Source organism: Haemophilus parainfluenzae (assembly GCF_900638025.1).
GTDB lineage: Bacteria > Pseudomonadota > Gammaproteobacteria > Enterobacterales > Pasteurellaceae > Haemophilus_D > Haemophilus_D parainfluenzae_J.
In genome coordinates, this window is sequence record NZ_LR134481.1 from 1,638,500 (window position 1) to 1,653,869 (window position 15,370).

Annotated in this window: 14 protein-coding genes; 6 read left to right on the plus strand and 8 right to left on the minus strand. The window is 39.9% G+C overall.

Annotation, left to right across the window (positions count from 1 at the left end; translation table 11 throughout):
- The first annotated feature begins 90 nt into the window (after positions 1–90).
- The 5 genes from EL215_RS08270 (at position 91) to metE (ending at position 5,687) form a co-directional block, all read left to right on the plus strand.
- Positions 91–1,077: a FecCD family ABC transporter permease gene (locus EL215_RS08270; RefSeq protein WP_126471440.1), complete on the plus strand. Its 987-nt coding sequence runs from the start codon at positions 91–93 to the stop codon at positions 1,075–1,077.
- Complete coding sequence (locus EL215_RS08275) at positions 1,077–1,865, plus strand: ABC transporter ATP-binding protein (RefSeq protein ID WP_049358055.1); 789 nt, start codon at positions 1,077–1,079, stop codon at positions 1,863–1,865. The genes EL215_RS08270 and EL215_RS08275 overlap by 1 nt, the downstream gene beginning before the upstream one ends.
- A gap of 21 nt (positions 1,866–1,886) precedes the next feature.
- The gene (locus EL215_RS08280) at positions 1,887–2,921 is read left to right on the plus strand and encodes an ABC transporter substrate-binding protein (protein ID WP_126471442.1); all 1,035 of its coding nucleotides are present in this window, start codon (positions 1,887–1,889) and stop codon (positions 2,919–2,921) included.
- 69 nt (positions 2,922–2,990) lie between these two features.
- A complete protein-coding gene (locus EL215_RS08285) occupies positions 2,991–3,200 on the plus strand; it encodes a TOBE domain-containing protein (RefSeq protein WP_007525241.1) in 210 nt (69 codons plus the stop codon).
- A gap of 213 nt (positions 3,201–3,413) precedes the next feature.
- A complete protein-coding gene (metE, locus tag EL215_RS08290) occupies positions 3,414–5,687 on the plus strand; it encodes a 5-methyltetrahydropteroyltriglutamate--homocysteine S-methyltransferase (protein WP_126471444.1) in 2,274 nt (757 codons plus the stop codon).
- An 86-nt stretch (positions 5,688–5,773) separates the two neighbouring features.
- Here metE and cdd read toward each other — a convergent pair whose 3' ends face one another.
- From cdd to EL215_RS08315, 5 genes are all read right to left on the minus strand, one after another.
- Entirely contained in the window at positions 5,774–6,649 is an 876-nt protein-coding gene (gene cdd / locus EL215_RS08295) for a cytidine deaminase (RefSeq protein ID WP_126471446.1), read from the minus strand.
- Between the two features lie 177 nt (positions 6,650–6,826).
- A complete protein-coding gene (locus EL215_RS08300) occupies positions 6,827–7,639 on the minus strand; it encodes an ABC transporter ATP-binding protein (protein WP_126471448.1) in 813 nt (270 codons plus the stop codon).
- Position 7,640: 1 nt separating this feature from the next.
- Entirely contained in the window at positions 7,641–9,617 is a 1,977-nt protein-coding gene (locus tag EL215_RS08305; protein WP_126471450.1) for a dipeptide/oligopeptide/nickel ABC transporter permease/ATP-binding protein, read from the minus strand.
- Positions 9,617–10,570 (minus strand): ABC transporter permease, encoded by a 954-nt coding sequence (locus EL215_RS08310; protein ID WP_014065363.1) that lies wholly within the window; start codon positions 10,568–10,570, stop codon positions 9,617–9,619. The genes EL215_RS08305 and EL215_RS08310 overlap by 1 nt, the downstream gene beginning before the upstream one ends.
- Positions 10,571–10,867: 297 nt before the next feature.
- Positions 10,868–12,466, minus strand: coding sequence for an ABC transporter substrate-binding protein (locus EL215_RS08315; protein ID WP_126471452.1), 1,599 nt, complete (start codon positions 12,464–12,466; stop codon positions 10,868–10,870).
- A 355-nt stretch (positions 12,467–12,821) separates the two neighbouring features.
- Here EL215_RS08315 and EL215_RS08320 point away from each other — a divergent pair, with 355 nt between their 5' ends.
- Positions 12,822–13,304, plus strand: coding sequence for a Dps family protein (locus EL215_RS08320; protein WP_126471454.1), 483 nt, complete (start codon positions 12,822–12,824; stop codon positions 13,302–13,304).
- 51 nt (positions 13,305–13,355) lie between these two features.
- Here the strand turns inward: EL215_RS08320 and EL215_RS08325 are convergent, their stop codons facing one another.
- The 3 genes from EL215_RS08325 to grxB all read right to left on the minus strand — a co-directional run bounded on the left by EL215_RS08325 (position 13,356) and on the right by grxB (position 15,368).
- Positions 13,356–13,817: a threonine/serine exporter family protein gene (locus EL215_RS08325; protein ID WP_014065358.1), complete on the minus strand. Its 462-nt coding sequence runs from the start codon at positions 13,815–13,817 to the stop codon at positions 13,356–13,358.
- Positions 13,818–13,821: 4 nt separating this feature from the next.
- Positions 13,822–14,592, minus strand: a complete 771-nt coding sequence (locus EL215_RS08330) for a threonine/serine exporter family protein (protein ID WP_126471456.1) — start codon at positions 14,590–14,592, stop codon at positions 13,822–13,824.
- A gap of 128 nt (positions 14,593–14,720) precedes the next feature.
- On the minus strand, positions 14,721–15,368 hold the full coding sequence (gene grxB, locus EL215_RS08335) for a glutaredoxin 2 (RefSeq protein WP_126471458.1): 648 nt from the start codon (positions 15,366–15,368) through the stop codon (positions 14,721–14,723).
- Positions 15,369–15,370 lie beyond the last annotated feature (2 nt).

Sequence of the window (15,370 nt, forward strand, 5' to 3'; positions counted from 1 at the left end):
AATAAGTGCGGTTATTTTTTTACTCAAATTTCGCTATATACAAAAAAATATAATCGCTATATACTTATAAAAATAACGAATTTTGAGTGTATGAACAAATCCTCCCTTACCTTTCCCCTTTTACTTTGCTTGCTTATTGGGCTCATTTTATGTTCGCTCTCTTGCGGGCGTTTTGCGATTCCGTTTGAGGATGTAGTGCAAAGCCTGATTGGCAATAATGTCAATGATGTGCAAAACAACATTATTTTTAATCTTCGTTTGCCCCGAGTGATTGCTGCCATACTTGTCGGTGCCTCATTGGCTATTGCGGGTGTTGTGTATCAAGGTATTTTCCGCAATCCATTGGTTTCACCTGATATTTTAGGCGTGTCTAATGGTGCCTGTGTTGGTGCCGCATTAGCGATTTTAATCGGTTCGGGGATGCTGGGCATTCAAGCCTTTGCTTTTGTCGGTGGTTTGATTGCCGTCTTGCTCACCATGAATTTACCGCGTTTAATTCAGCGTGACTCCACCATTGTTTTAGTGCTTTCCGGCATTATCGTCTCAGGTTTTATGATGGCAACATTAGGCCTATTGAAATACCTCGCCGATCCCGAAACTCAGCTAGCTGACATTGTGTATTGGCAATTAGGGAGCCTAACCAAATCTAACTACGACAACTTGCTCATCCTTTCTCCTATTATTTTGCTTACTACCCTTGGCTTATTTTTAATGCGTTGGCGTATAAATGTGCTTTCATTGGGCGATCGCGAGGCGAAATTAATTGGGACAAATATTCGATTAGAGCGTGGATTAATGGTGATTTGTGCCACATTGCTGACGGCTTCATCGGTTTGCTTAAGCGGGACAATTGGTTGGCTTGGTTTAGTAATTCCGCATTTAGCACGGCTTTTCATTGGTGATAACAATATCAAAAGTTTACCGCTAGCTGGACTTATCGGTGCGATTTTCTTGCTCGTTATCGACACTCTTGCCCGCAATTTATACATTCAAGAAATTCCTCTCGGTATTCTCACTGGCTTTATCGGTGCGCCATTCTTTGCTTGGGTACTGATTAAACAAAAGGTGGTGGACTAATGCTTAAAATTGACAATCTGTATTACTGGCACAATGTTGAACATTCACTACTCAACGGCATTGATTTAATCTTACAGAAAGGCGAATTGCTGACTATTCTTGGTGCAAATGGTCGTGGTAAATCAACCTTATTAAATTGCATTGCTGGGCTTTTGAAACCAAAGAGCGGTCAGATTTTGCTGGATAATTGCAAATTAAGCGAAATGAGCAGCAAGCAAATTGCGCAAAAAATTGCTTATGTCTCGCAACACAGCCCACAAACCTATCAATATCGCGTGCGTGATTATGTGGTACTCGGTCGTGCTGCGCATTTAGGTGTTTTTGATAAGCCAAGTGAAGCTGATTTTGCATTAGTTGATGAAGCCTTAAAGAAACTCGGCATCAGTCATTTTGCTGACAGAATTTATATGCAAATGAGTGGCGGTGAAAAGCAGCTGGTTAATCTCGCGCGTATTTTGGTGCAACAACCCCAATTGATTTTGTTTGATGAACCTACTTCGGCATTAGATTACGGCAATGTGTTTAAAACCTTAAGCCTAATAAAAGAGCTCTCACTACAAGGCTTTACCATTATCATGACAACACATAATCCCGATCATCCCATGTTGTTACATAGCGCACTGCCCCACAGCCGAGTAAGCATCTTAAACGAGCATGGCAAGTTACAAACAGGTTTGGCACCGGAAATCATTACCGAAGCCAACTTGAAAGCACTTTATCAGACAGATTTGCGCCTGGTCGATGTACCTGCTCTGCAACGACAAATCTGTGCGATTACCCATTTATAACCCCACTAGAAGGACATTCATATGTTGAAACATTCTCTGAAAAAAGGCTTAATTGCACTTTCCCTTTCCGCCTGCTTTGCACTACCATTGCAAGCAAAAATCGTGACGGATGTTGAAGGTAATAAAATTGAATTACCAGATAACGTTCAACGCGTTGCTGATCTTTGGCATGCCAATAACCAAATTGTCTTACTATTAGGCGGTGCCAATAAACTGGTTGGCACGACCACATCTATCGCAGCCAATCCTTGGTATAGCGAAGTATATCCAAATATCAAAAACGTACCAGTATTAACCAATGGTGAAACAATTCAAACAGAAGAACTGTTAAGTCATAAACCAGATGCAGTGTTGCTCTCGAAAAAATCCATGTTAACTGAAGTGGAACAAGCGGGATTAAAAGGCGTGCGTGTAAGTTTCCAAGATTTTGATGGTTTAAAGAAAACCGTACGGATTACCGCTGAAGTTTTAGGTGATAAAGCACCTGAAATTGCAGAAAGCTATATCAAAGAATTAGAAGACAATATTCAATTTGTGGAAAATCGTCTTAAAGGTCTCAAAGATGAAGCGCGCCCTACGGTGTTACATCTCACTAAAGGCTCTGACTTATTGATGATTGACGGTGGAAAATCCATGATCGGTGAATGGATTAAATTAGCCGGCGGTAAAAGCGTATTACCGGATGAAGCGAATATGGTGACCGTCACCGTAGAAAGCATTATTCAAGCCAATCCAGATGTGATCATCATTGGCAGCAGCGGCAATAAAGCGCAAGCAGCGATAGATAAAATCAAAGGTGATCCGGCATGGCAATCAATAAGTGCGGTCAAAAATAATCGTATTTATGCCAATCCAACCGGCACGTTTCCATGGGATCGCTATAGTGCCGAAGAAGCCTTACAAATTCTTTGGGCAGCTCTGCTCTTCCATCCTGAACACTTTAAAGATTTAAACATGGTAGAAAAAACGCAAACCTTCTATAAGAAATATTACGGTTACGCGTTAAGTAAAGAAAATGCCGAGCAAATCTTAAAAGGTTTATCACCTATTAAGTAGTATTTTCAACTTATATATTTATCTATATAATACCTACTCTTTTTTAACTCAAACATAAGGAAATGCTTAATGAAAATTAGTGCAAGAAACCAACTTAAAGGTACTGTAAAATCAATCGAAACTGGTTCTGTGAACGCAATCGTACACATTGATATCGGTAACGGTAATGTCATTTCTTCTACCATCTCTATCGATGCAGTAAAAGAATTAGGTTTAGCAGTTGGTAAAGAAGCATATGCGATTATCAAAGCAACGTCTGTAATGGTTGGTGTTGAATAATCTCAACTAAACTGTTCAGAATTCTCTATAACCGCGCTTTAAAGTGCGGTTATTTTTTGTCTTCTTTCTCCTTTTTAGAAACCTTAAAGAGTTTTTATTAATTTTATTCATGTAAATGCTGAAAATTATGAAGTTGTATAATCTTTTATTTTATTGCATTCTATACATGAAAAGACGTTTAGACGTCTAAACTAAACAATAGAAGGATTAATTATGACAACATTTCATTTAGCAGGATTTCCGCGCGTAGGCGCAAAGCGTGAACTTAAATTTGCTCAAGAGCGTTACTGGCGTGGCGAAATTGAGGAAGCGGATTTATTAGATATTGCAAAAAGATTACGTGAACTAAATTGGCAGCACCAAGCCAAGGCAAATGCTGATTTTATCGCAGTGGCTGATTTTACACTTTACGATCATATTTTAGATTTACAAGTGGCAACAGGTGCGATTCCTACTCGCTTTGGTTTCGATAGCCAAAATTTAACACTCGATCAATATTTCCAATTAGCGCGTGGTAATAAAACTCAATTTGCGATTGAAATGACAAAATGGTTCGATACCAACTACCATTATCTTGTTCCTGAATTCCATAAAGAAACGCAATTTAAAGCAAATCCAACTCATTATGTGACACAAATCCGTGAAGCTAAAGCGCTTGGGTATGATGTTAAACCAACTATCGTTGGTCCACTCACTTTCCTTTGGTTAGGGAAAGAAAAAGGTGCAGCATTTAATCGCTTTGATTTATTAACACAACTCGTGCCGGTTTATGTTGAAATCTTAAATGCATTAGCTGCAGAAGGTGTTGAATACATTCAAATTGATGAACCTGCTCTCACTTTAGATTTACCGGCAGAATGGATTTCTGCTTATAAAGCGGTTTACGCCACTTTTGCTGAACAAGTGAAAGCGAAATTATTGCTTGCGACTTATTTCGGCTCTGTGGCAGAACACGCTGATTTGTTAAAAGCCTTACCTGTAGCAGGTTTACATATCGATTTAGTGCGCGCACCAGAACAACTTGCTGCCTTCGCGGATTATGACAAAATCTTATCTGTAGGCATCATTGATGGCCGTAATATTTGGCGTGCAAACTTGAATCAAGTGTTAGATGTGGTTGAACCATTAAAAGCGAAATTAGGTGATCGTTTGTGGATTGCGCCAAGCTGCTCTCTCCTCCATACACCTTATGATTTAGAAGTTGAAACGCAACTCCAAGCAAATAAGCCTGAGCTTTATCAATGGTTGGCTTTCACGTTACAAAAAATTCAAGAATTACGCATTATTAAGACCGCACTAGAACAAGATCATGAAGCCGTTCAAGCCGAATTAGCTGCCTCTCAAACAGCTGCAGATGCGCGTAAAAACTCGTGTGAAATTCACCGCACTTGTGTGGCAGAACGTTTAGCAAATCTACCGAAAAATGCTGATCAACGTAAATCGCCATTTGCGGAACGCATTAAATTACAAAATGCGTGGTTAAATTTACCACTTCTACCCACCACGAATATTGGTTCTTTCCCACAAACGACTGCCATTCGTCATGCTCGTGCAGCCTTCAAAAAAGGCGAACTCAGCTTAGCTGATTACGAAACTGCAATGAAAAAAGAAATTGAATTTGTTGTACGTGAGCAAGAAAAATTAGACTTAGATGTATTGGTACATGGCGAAGCAGAACGTAACGACATGGTGGAATATTTCGGCGAACTACTCGATGGTTTTGCTTTCACCAAATTTGGTTGGGTACAAAGTTATGGTTCTCGTTGCGTAAAACCGCCTGTGATTTACGGTGATGTGACTCGTCCAGAACCCATGACGGTACGTTGGTCACAATATGCCCAAAGCCTTACCAATAAAGTGATGAAAGGCATGCTGACAGGTCCAGTCACGATCTTACAATGGTCTTTCGTGCGTAACGATATTTCTCGTGAAACAGTCTGCAAACAAATTGCGGTAGCGCTTTCTGATGAAGTGTTAGATTTAGAAAAAGCAGGTATCAAAGTGATTCAAATTGATGAGCCGGCTATTCGTGAAGGTTTACCGTTAAAACGTGCAGATTGGGATGCTTATTTGAAATGGGCGGGCGAAGCCTTCCGTTTAAGCTCAATGGGTTGCAAAGATGATACCCAAATTCATACGCACATGTGTTATTCCGAATTTAACGACATTCTACCCGCTATTGCAGCCTTAGATGCCGATGTCATCACTATCGAAACCTCGCGTTCTGACATGGAATTACTCACCGCATTTGGTGATTTCAAATACCCGAATGATATTGGTCCTGGCGTATATGACATTCATAGTCCTCGCGTGCCTGCAGCAGAAGAAATTGAACATCTTCTTCGCAAAGCATTACAAGTGGTGCCGAAAGAACGTTTATGGGTAAACCCAGACTGTGGATTAAAAACGCGCGGTTGGCCAGAAACGATTGCTGCACTAAAAGTGATGGTTGATGTCACGAAAAAATTACGTGCTGAATTAGCATAAAATCAGTAAAAAGAAAGGCGAACATGAGAGATTATCTCTGTTCGCCTTTTCTTTTAGTTCAAAAACTAATTTATTTTTGACCGCACTTACAGGCTAATATATTCCATTTTTACCTTGCAGAGGCTCTTCAATAACTGCTCTGCCATCTTGCGGTGACTTAAACACAACGGTTTCTCTGCAAATACCACTCGCTCAATTTTCGATACATCCAGTTGATTTAAGTAAGCAAAATTAATGGCGGTTTGCATAGCGGGTAAGCTTGGGTTAAATGCTGCATTTTCTGCATATCGACCACAAATCATTTCCCCATTTTTAAATAAAATGCCTACACCATGAGGGCTTTTAGAATAAGGTGAATGTGCTCGATTTGCCCCTAAAATGGCTTTATTTGCCACTTCATCTTCCGTCGTCAAAGTGAAACCTTGTTCTTCTTTATTTAATAGAAGCAAATCAACGCCTAGATCTTTCGGGCCAAAGCTATCGGGTAAATATTGAGGAAGTGGATTATTTTGGCTGTGTGGCAAATGGATCTTTAAATCTGCTGCTTGATAAAGCTCATTCATAAATTGACGGCAGTGACCACAAGGCGTGTAATTCACCACAATATCCGTGATGCGAGGTTCATTACGTAACCATGCATGGCTAATCGCACTTTGTTCAGCATGGATGGTTTGAGCCATGCTACTACCCTGAAACTCCTGGTTCGCACCAAAGTAAAAATCACCACTTTCACCAATCGCAATCGCGCCAACATGGAATTCTGAAATGGGTGTATGGCTATAACAAGCCGCTACGGGCAAAAGTGCCAAACCTAGTTGAACAGGCGTAAGCTTAAATTCATCACAAATTAACCGCACTTTTTCAGCCGGTAAAAAGCCTTTCCATTCTTGTTCTTCTAACGCAGAAAAAATTGCATTTGAAAGTGGCGAGTTTGCTAATGCTTGTTGAATTTTTTGTTGCATGTTAAATCTCCTTATTTTTATATGTCCATTCTACGCTATTTGATAAAAAACCTAAACTCTAAAAGACTTTCGAAATATGTTTCTAAAATTTATCAACACCTTAAAACAAAAAATGATCAAAAAAATAACCGCACTTTTAAAGTGCGGTCATAAATTAAGATGTTTTATTCACTCGTTTTATAACAACGATGGCGCAACACCGAGTAATTTTCTTGTGTAGTCCACTGTTGGGTTATTGAAAATATCTTCAGTGCTACCCGTTTCCAAAATTTGACCGCCGTACATTACGACAATGCGATCAGATACTTGACGTACGGTTTGGATATCGTGAGAGATAAACACCATGGCAAGATTGAGTTCTTTTTTCAAGTCCGCCAATAAGTTTAACACCTGAGCGCGAACGGATACGTCTAATGCAGAAGTTGGCTCATCCGCAACAATCAGTTTTGGGTTCAGCGCTAAAGCACGTGCAATCGCCACACGTTGTTTTTGCCCACCAGATAAACGAGTTGGCTCAACTAGTGCTGCAGAACGTGGTAAACCGACGCGAGAAAGCAAGTCATACACACGTTTTTCCCGTTCATGAGGTTGTAACACATTGTGAATATCCATTGGATCACGCAAAATATCCAACACTTTCATACGAGGATTCAATGCTGTTGCTGGGTCTTGGAAAATGACCGATACTTGGCGACCAAATTGTTTTCTCGCTTCTGAGCTGCCATATTGCATTTGTAAACCGTTGAATTTCACTAAACCTGATGTTGGTTTAAGAAGGCCAATAATCACATTGGCTAAGGTAGATTTCCCGCAGCCAGACTCCCCAACTAAACCAATGGTTTCCCCCGCTTTAATACCAAGACTCACATTGTTCACCGCAGTGAATTTTTTACGTCCAAACAATGAACCGTCGCGAGAAGGAAATTGCACCACGATATTTTCTAAATCGATGATGTTTTGTTCTTTAATGACTTTAATACTACTGCTCATATTATGCTCCTTTCGCTTCCGTTACAGGCTTAGCTAGATGAGAAGCCCACAAGTGAGACGGCTCGCCTTCCACGGCGGTTAATACCAATTTTTGTTCCGGATTTGCATCTGGTCGTAATGAACGACTTGCAAAACGGTCACCCACCGCAAAGTCGTAAGGTGACGGTACGCTGCCCGGAATTTGATATAAACGTTTCGCACGGACTTCAGTTGAAAGTACAGAGCCCAATAAGCCACGTGTATATTCATGAGTTGGATTAGCAAGCAATAAGGATGTTGGTGCCATTTCAACTACTTGACCTGCATACATTACGGTAATGTGGTGAGCTAACTGTGCAACCAATGCTAAATCGTGGCTGACAAACACCATAGCAAAACCAAGTTTTTCACGTAATTCATTCAATAATTTCACCACTTCAGCTTGAACGGTTACGTCTAATGCGGTTGTTGGTTCATCGGCGATTAATAATTTCGGCTCACGAGTTAATGCCATTGCAATCACCACACGTTGACGTTGACCACCAGAAAGTTCATGCGGATAACGGTTCAACACTTTTTCTGGATCAAGGTGTACCCATTCCAACAGTTTTTCTGCAGTATGGTGGCTGCCACGTTTAATGAGCTGTGCCATTTGATCTTTGATACGCATTGATGGGTTTAATGCACTTAAAGAGTCTTGGTAAATCATCGCAATTTCAGAACCACGCAATTCACTTAGATTGTTAGCGTTAAGTAAACTGTGTTGTTTTCCGCTACGGTCTGTGAAAAGCACTTCCCCAGTAATTTTAGCTGTTTTTGGTAACAAGCCCATGATAGAGAATGCTGTAATAGATTTACCACAACCAGACTCACCGACTAACCCCATGGTTTCCCCTTCATTTACGGTGAAGCTGATGTTATCTACCAGTGGAATTTCACCATAACGATTAGGGAAACGAATAGATAAGTTTTTCACTTGTAAAATCGGTTTTGCATTTGGATTTAATTGCATACGATTCGTACGGGTGATTTCTTTTTCATGTAATTTGAGTAAGTAACGTTTTAATGCAAGACCTTCAGCAAGTGCTTCTTGTACGTCAGTAGAAAGACGTTCATCTGATTTGCCTTCTGGTTTTTTACCACCTTTTAAGCGCGGGTTAACCAAGGCATCAGTAAGACCTTCCGCTAAGATATTTAAGGCTAATACGGTTAAAAGAATCATCACACCCGCAAAGGTTGTCGCCCACCATGCACCGTTTAACACGATGTTACGACCTTCAGAAAGAATGTTACCCCATGAAGGATGTGGGGGTTGTACACCTGCGCCTAAGAAAGAAAGTGAGGCTTCGAATACAATGGCATCTGCCACCATTACGGTCGCGAAGACTAAAACCGGTGCCGCGGTATTGCGTACAACGTGTTTGAGAAGAATATAAGTACGGCTACCACCAATAACGCGTTCAGCACGCACATAGTCTTCATCCCATTGTGATACCACGTTAGCACGAACCACACGTGCAAGTTGCGGTGTATAAACCACAGCAATGGTGATGATAATGACCGGCACTGAGTTACCAAAGGTTGCTAATAACACTGCCGCTAATGCGATACCTGGGAAGGCCATTAAAATATCCATTAAGCGCATGATAATTTCATTGCCCCATTTCTCGGATGTGGCTGCAGTTGCACCTAAAACACTACCGAAAATAATGGCGCAAGCTACCGCACCTAAACCGATAAATAAGGACGTTTGGGCACCATAAACAATACGAGAGAAAATATCACGACCAAGTCGATCAGTCCCAAACCAATATTCCGCACTTGGAGCACGCATACGTGCGATCACTTCTAATGGATCATGTGTTGCTACCCAAGGGGCAAATACCGCCACTAAAGCAACGAAAACTAAGAATAATAATGAAATTTTTGATGCGGTGGAAAGTGCTCGGAATCTCGCACCGCTTGCCGCTAATCGATCTGCTAAACCTTGACGAAACATTATAGACTCCGAATTTTAGGGTTAATCAACACATAGAGAATATCAACGATAATATTCACTAAAACGAAAGTAAAAGCGATTGTCAGAACCACTCCTTGTACTAAGTGTAAGTCGTGGTTGACGATGCCGTTAAAAATCAATTTACCCATGCCTGGTAAGTCAAAGATTTGTTCGATAACTACCGCACCACCAAGTAAGTAACCTACACGTAATCCTAATACAGTCACAGGTGTAATTAAGGCATTGCGTAATACGTTGTGACGAATAACGGTAGCATAAGGCACACCGTTACCAATCGCGGTTCTCACATAATCTTTATCCATTTCTTCTACCATGGTTGTACGCACCACACGAATTAATGACGCACACACCGGCACGGCAAGCGCAAGAGATGGTAAAATCATGGAATTGATATACCCCATTGGGCTTTCGCTGAATGGCACAAAACCACCTGAAGGTAACCAATCTAATTCCAAAGAGAACCATTGAATAAGTAAGATACCTAACCAGAATGATGGTGTCGCAACCGCTGCAACAGAGATTAAACGAATCACTTGATCTACCCAGCTATCACGATAAAGCGCGGCTAGTACACCTAATGAGAAAGAGACTACTGCCGCAAACACCACACCAATTAAGGTAAGTTGTAACGTGATTGGGAAAGATTTCGCTAACATGCTACTGATTGGTAATTCTGGTGGCATCGTCACACCAAAATCCAATACAAGTAAATTACCTAAGAAACGAAAATATTGAACAAAGAGTGGATCATTTAAGCCATGTGATTCGCGGTAAAGTTGTTTTGCCGCTTCACTCGCACTTTCACCCAATGCCACCGTAGCAGGATCACCTGGTGTGAATTGAAGCACCACAAAAACGAGTGCGGTTACACCTAGAATCATGACTGGCAAAGCCATCAATCGGCGTAACAATAACCGAAGTATCATTTCCATCTGACTTCTCCTATTCTAGCCTGAGAAATTCGTTAGCTTCAAAAATGAAGCAAAACAATCAAATTCAAAAACAAAATGAATTGCAGTAATCATAGTGTTCAGCCTAAGCCCTGTCAATCCAAGTACATAGAGCAAAATTCAAATCTGTGATCGGCTTCACAAAGATTTTTTTGAAATGAAATTGAGAGAAAAAATGATTGAAAAATAGAGAGAAAAATGACCGCACTTTGGTGTTAAAAAGAAAGAAAAAAGGCTGTTGATTTCTCAACAGCCAAAACATTAAATTAAAAAGTGCTTTTATTTACGGCCCACACCGAGGAAAGATAAACCGGTTGTTGCCAATGGTTGATAGCCTTCAAGGCTGCTATCATCCCATGCAGAAGGAAGTTTACGATGAACAATCGGATAAAGTGGTACTTCAGCCGCAATAATGTTAATCGCTTCTTCCCATGATTTTTTCGCTTCAGCGTGATCTTTTGCTCTCACTGCTGCATTGAGTAATTCAGTCACTTTCGCAAATTCAGGGGTATTACTCCAGCGGAAACGACGTTTCGGCCATACATCACCACGATACCACCAGCTTAAAAGCAAGTCTAAGTCATTACCGAACACTGATGGGTCACCTGGAGCGATTGCCACTTCATATACACCAGGATCCACGTTGTTGCTGTATAACGCACCTGATTGTAAGTGTTGTAAAGTCACTTTCACACCTGGAATCTTGTTCCAAGATTCTAAAATTAATGGTGCAGATTCTTTCACCCAGTCATGGTCGGTTGCGAGCAGTTCAAATTTGAGCTCAGTTACACCTGCTTCTTTTAATAATGCCGCTGCTTTTTCCGGATCATAAGGATATTGAGTTGATGCCTTAATGTAATCTGGGTGAGTCATTTGTAAGTATGATGTTGCAGCTTCTGCATTACCATCAAATACAATATCAACAAGTTTGTCAGTGTTTAAACCATAGTGTAACGCTTGACGTACTTTTGGATTGTTAAACGGAGCTTTCTCACAGTTAAACATTAAGAATAGCAAGCCGAAAGATTGAACGGATTGTACTTGTTGTTTTTTGTTTTTCAAGCGACTAATGTCTAAATAAGGCACGCTTTCCATTGCTTGAGTACGTTTAGACTCTTGTGCTGTTACACGAGCTGCGGCATCAGAAAGTAATAACCAAGACATTTTTTCAACTTGCGCTGGATATTTACCATTATAAGGTTCATAAGCTTCAAAGACGATTTTGTCATCTTTCACCGCTGAAACAAATTTGAATGGACCAGAACCAACTGGGTGTGCATCAAATGCAGATTGACCGACTTTGTCGATTACATGTTTCGGTACAATTTTCACGCAAGTTAAGCGGTTAGCAAATAAAGCAAATGGATATTTCAATTTAAATTCCACCACTTTATCATCCACAGCTTTCACACTTTCAATGAAATCAATAAACATCACGAATAAAGATTTATTGGCTGGATCCATAATACGATTGAAAGAATACACAACGTCTTCAGTGGTGACTGGTGCGCCATCATGGAAGGTTGCGCCTTCACGTAAAGTAATGCGCCATGTTGTTTCATCAACTTGTCCTGGCTCTTTTCCTGCTAAAGCAAGATAAGGTTCACGAGTTGCAGGATGCAAATCCACCAAACCTTCAAAAATGTGCAAGTTTGCTGCATAAGGTGAAGCACCACTTGATGTCATTGGGTCAAAACCGGTAGAAAGCGGATAAGCAATCCCCGCTTCAATAGTTTTACCTTTAATATCTGCAGCAAAGGCTTTTGGTGCAAATGTGCCTAACGTACCACTAAATGCAAGACCTGCCCCCACGCCAGCCATAAGTTTCATAAAATGACGACGAGATTCATTAGTTTCAAAGGAAAAATGCTTTGTCATACTAAACTCCTGATGAGTAATAAAATCATATTTTTGGTTTTTAAACCTAGCCAAACATTTCATTCGAAAATGAAGTAAAGCAATCAAATCTTAGAATAAAATGATTTGCATCAATCATAATCATCTTCGCTTCATTCTGTCAAAGGGGAAATATTGAATGTGTGATCTACTTCACAGAGTTTTTTTTGCAATTTACAATAAAAGCTTTTAACTATGTATAATTTATTATAAATAGATTTTAACTATTGAATCGCTAGATAATATGAAATAGCTATCAGAAAAAATGATGCTTATAATGACCGCAATTCCCAAGCAAGGGAACAATATTTTAATCAACAATAAAGAGGAAAATACTATGTCAAAAACATCAATCGGTTTAGATAAAAAAGCATCTGAAAAATTAGCAGTAAAATTAAATGAATTATTAGCAACCTATCAAGTATTCTACACCAACGTGCGCGGTTACCACTGGAACATTAAAGGGGTAAACTTCTTTGAATTACACGCAAAATTTGAAGAAATCTACACTGATTTAGTAGTAAAAGTAGATGAAGTGGCAGAACGCATCTTAACTTTAGGTTACACACCGCATAACGGTTATTCACAATACTTCCAACACTCACGTATTAAAGAAGAATTAGGGGTAAGTGATGCGCAATCTTGCTTAAGAGGCACATTAGAAGGATTAAAAGTATTACTTGAACAACAACGTGAAATCCTTGAATTAGCGGGTGAGTCTGATGATGAAGGTACCGCTTCTCAAATGAGCGACTACATCAAAGAACAAGAAAAACTTGTTTGGATGTTCAAAGCCGCTTGCCAAACTTGCCATGCTTAATTAAATATTGATTAAATGCGAAAGCCGACTAATGTCGGCTTTTTTATTTTCCTATACGACAGGCCTTTGTCGATAGAACAATAGCCCTGGTAAAGCTAAACCCAAAACAAGCGCACCCAAAATAAAGCTGGTATTGATAAAAGAGCTGATCATTTGCTCAAATAATTTATCGGAAAAGCCATAATGATGAATTTGTACGATAGCAATCATGGCTTTATACGCATGAACACCCGGAATCATTGGAATAATTGCCGCAACGGTAAAGACTTTCGGATGAGCTAAATAACGATGAGATAAATGCACTCCAATAAAACCAATTACACAAGTGGCGAAAAAAGTGGCAAAAACAATAGGGACACCAAAGTGTAATAATAAGGTTCTCGTGACATGTCCGAGTGCACCTAAAATAGCACAATACTTTAAGGCTTTAGGCGGAACATTAAATACTAAAGCAAATCCTACTGCAGGAATGGCAGCAAAAAGCATATCGTCGAGTAAATTCAGTAAAAACATCTTATTACCCTACCCAAGAAACAATATGTAAAAGATTTAATGCAAAGACAATGCCTAAACAAGCACCAAAGGTAAGAACCGTAGCGATGGTCCATCGTCCTATTCCCATATTGACATACCCTTTTAAAATATCCGCAAGTGAATTAATCAATGGGAATCCTGGGACGAGTAATAAAACGCTAGAAGCTAATGCGATATGAGGATCATTGCCTAAACTATATTTCAAACTCATACCGGAAATCAGTGAGGCGACAAAAGCGGTAATGGCAAAAACGATGAGTGGATTGTAATGACGTTTAGACATTTCTTGTCGAACAAACATCGCAATGGCAGAGGCAATAAAGGTGATCGCACAAATTGTCATATCTCCGCCAGAAAGGTGAGCAAAAGAGGCACAAGATAAACCAATCATAAACACCACCAAATAACGGTTATATTTTAGTGGTTTTAACTTATCCAATTTCTTTTGTGCCATAGACAAATCATACAAGTGATGCTCTACGGCAACCACAATGTGCTGAACATCCGTAACGATTTGCATATTAATGCCTTTATCGACATTCTTCCGCACGGTAGTAATACAATGTTGCTTAGAAAGTGTGGTCAATAAGACGGCATTTGCCGTTAAAGCACACTCCACGCTTTCAATGCCTAAAGCTACACCTAATCGCTGTGCCATTTGTACGACAACAGCACTTTCTGCACCATGCTGTAACAATAACAAAGCGGTTTCCACACAAATACGGGTAACCGCTCGTTGGTATTCCTGATTCATATCTCTACGCTCTTATAAAGTAAACCTTAGAGATTATAGATCGATGAATAAAAAATACTGAAAAAATGACCGCACCTATGATCCAAGTCAAAACTTCAGTATTTCCAATGCCTATGAATCAGCAGTGATTAAATAGCTTTATCAAAATATAGCGGCACATTGCTTAACTTAGCCATATTCGTGATATAAGCTAAAACTGCTGGTGGGAATTCGATGCCTTTCACACAAGTCAGATTTCGTAATACCGGGAAAACGATAATATCTTCAAAAGAAAGTTGGCCGTTTAAGGCTTTTTCAGATTGAATTAATACCGCTAATTTCTCTAAATCGCCTTTTAAGCGAGTAAGATAGGTCTCAGTCTTTGCGATATTTTCAGCAAAATCCCCAATAAATTCCGTTTTCTTTTTAGTAAAATAATCGACCGCACTTTGGGTTTCAAATTCTGCTAGGCTCATTTGCGTGAAGCGTGCAGTCGTAAGATGACCATAATAACTGCCGACTTCTTTTGACCATGCTTCAATTTCAGGACGAACTTGTTCAGATAAGATTTTTTCACCAAAATATTCATCGATATAATGCACGATATCCAAACTTTCTGGCATCGCTGCACCATCCTCTTTGACAAGAATTGGCACTACTTTTTTGCCCACTAAACCAATCGGTGTCGTTTCATCATCATTCGCTAGCACTACAAGTTCTACCGGCAAATTTTTTAAACCGAAAATCATGCGAGCTCGCACACAAAACGGGCAATGATCGTAAACATATAATTTCATTT

What these genes read in the sequence shown, in the direction of transcription:
- EL215_RS08270 (WP_126471440.1), top strand. Translation starts at nt 91, where the DNA reads ATGAACAAATCCTCCCTTACCTTTCCCCTTTTACTTTGCTTGCTTATT.
- EL215_RS08275 (WP_049358055.1), top strand. Translation starts at nt 1,077, where the DNA reads ATGCTTAAAATTGACAATCTGTATTACTGGCACAATGTTGAACATTCA.
- EL215_RS08280 (WP_126471442.1), top strand. Translation starts at nt 1,887, where the DNA reads ATGTTGAAACATTCTCTGAAAAAAGGCTTAATTGCACTTTCCCTTTCC.
- EL215_RS08285 (WP_007525241.1), top strand. Translation starts at nt 2,991, where the DNA reads ATGAAAATTAGTGCAAGAAACCAACTTAAAGGTACTGTAAAATCAATC.
- metE (WP_126471444.1), top strand. Translation starts at nt 3,414, where the DNA reads ATGACAACATTTCATTTAGCAGGATTTCCGCGCGTAGGCGCAAAGCGT.
- cdd (WP_126471446.1), bottom strand. Translation starts at nt 6,649, where the DNA reads ATGCAACAAAAAATTCAACAAGCATTAGCAAACTCGCCACTTTCAAAT.
- EL215_RS08300 (WP_126471448.1), bottom strand. Translation starts at nt 7,639, where the DNA reads ATGAGCAGTAGTATTAAAGTCATTAAAGAACAAAACATCATCGATTTA.
- EL215_RS08305 (WP_126471450.1), bottom strand. Translation starts at nt 9,617, where the DNA reads ATGTTTCGTCAAGGTTTAGCAGATCGATTAGCGGCAAGCGGTGCGAGA.
- EL215_RS08310 (WP_014065363.1), bottom strand. Translation starts at nt 10,570, where the DNA reads ATGGAAATGATACTTCGGTTATTGTTACGCCGATTGATGGCTTTGCCA.
- EL215_RS08315 (WP_126471452.1), bottom strand. Translation starts at nt 12,466, where the DNA reads ATGACAAAGCATTTTTCCTTTGAAACTAATGAATCTCGTCGTCATTTT.
- EL215_RS08320 (WP_126471454.1), top strand. Translation starts at nt 12,822, where the DNA reads ATGTCAAAAACATCAATCGGTTTAGATAAAAAAGCATCTGAAAAATTA.
- EL215_RS08325 (WP_014065358.1), bottom strand. Translation starts at nt 13,817, where the DNA reads ATGTTTTTACTGAATTTACTCGACGATATGCTTTTTGCTGCCATTCCT.
- EL215_RS08330 (WP_126471456.1), bottom strand. Translation starts at nt 14,592, where the DNA reads ATGAATCAGGAATACCAACGAGCGGTTACCCGTATTTGTGTGGAAACC.
- grxB (WP_126471458.1), bottom strand. Translation starts at nt 15,368, where the DNA reads ATGAAATTATATGTTTACGATCATTGCCCGTTTTGTGTGCGAGCTCGC.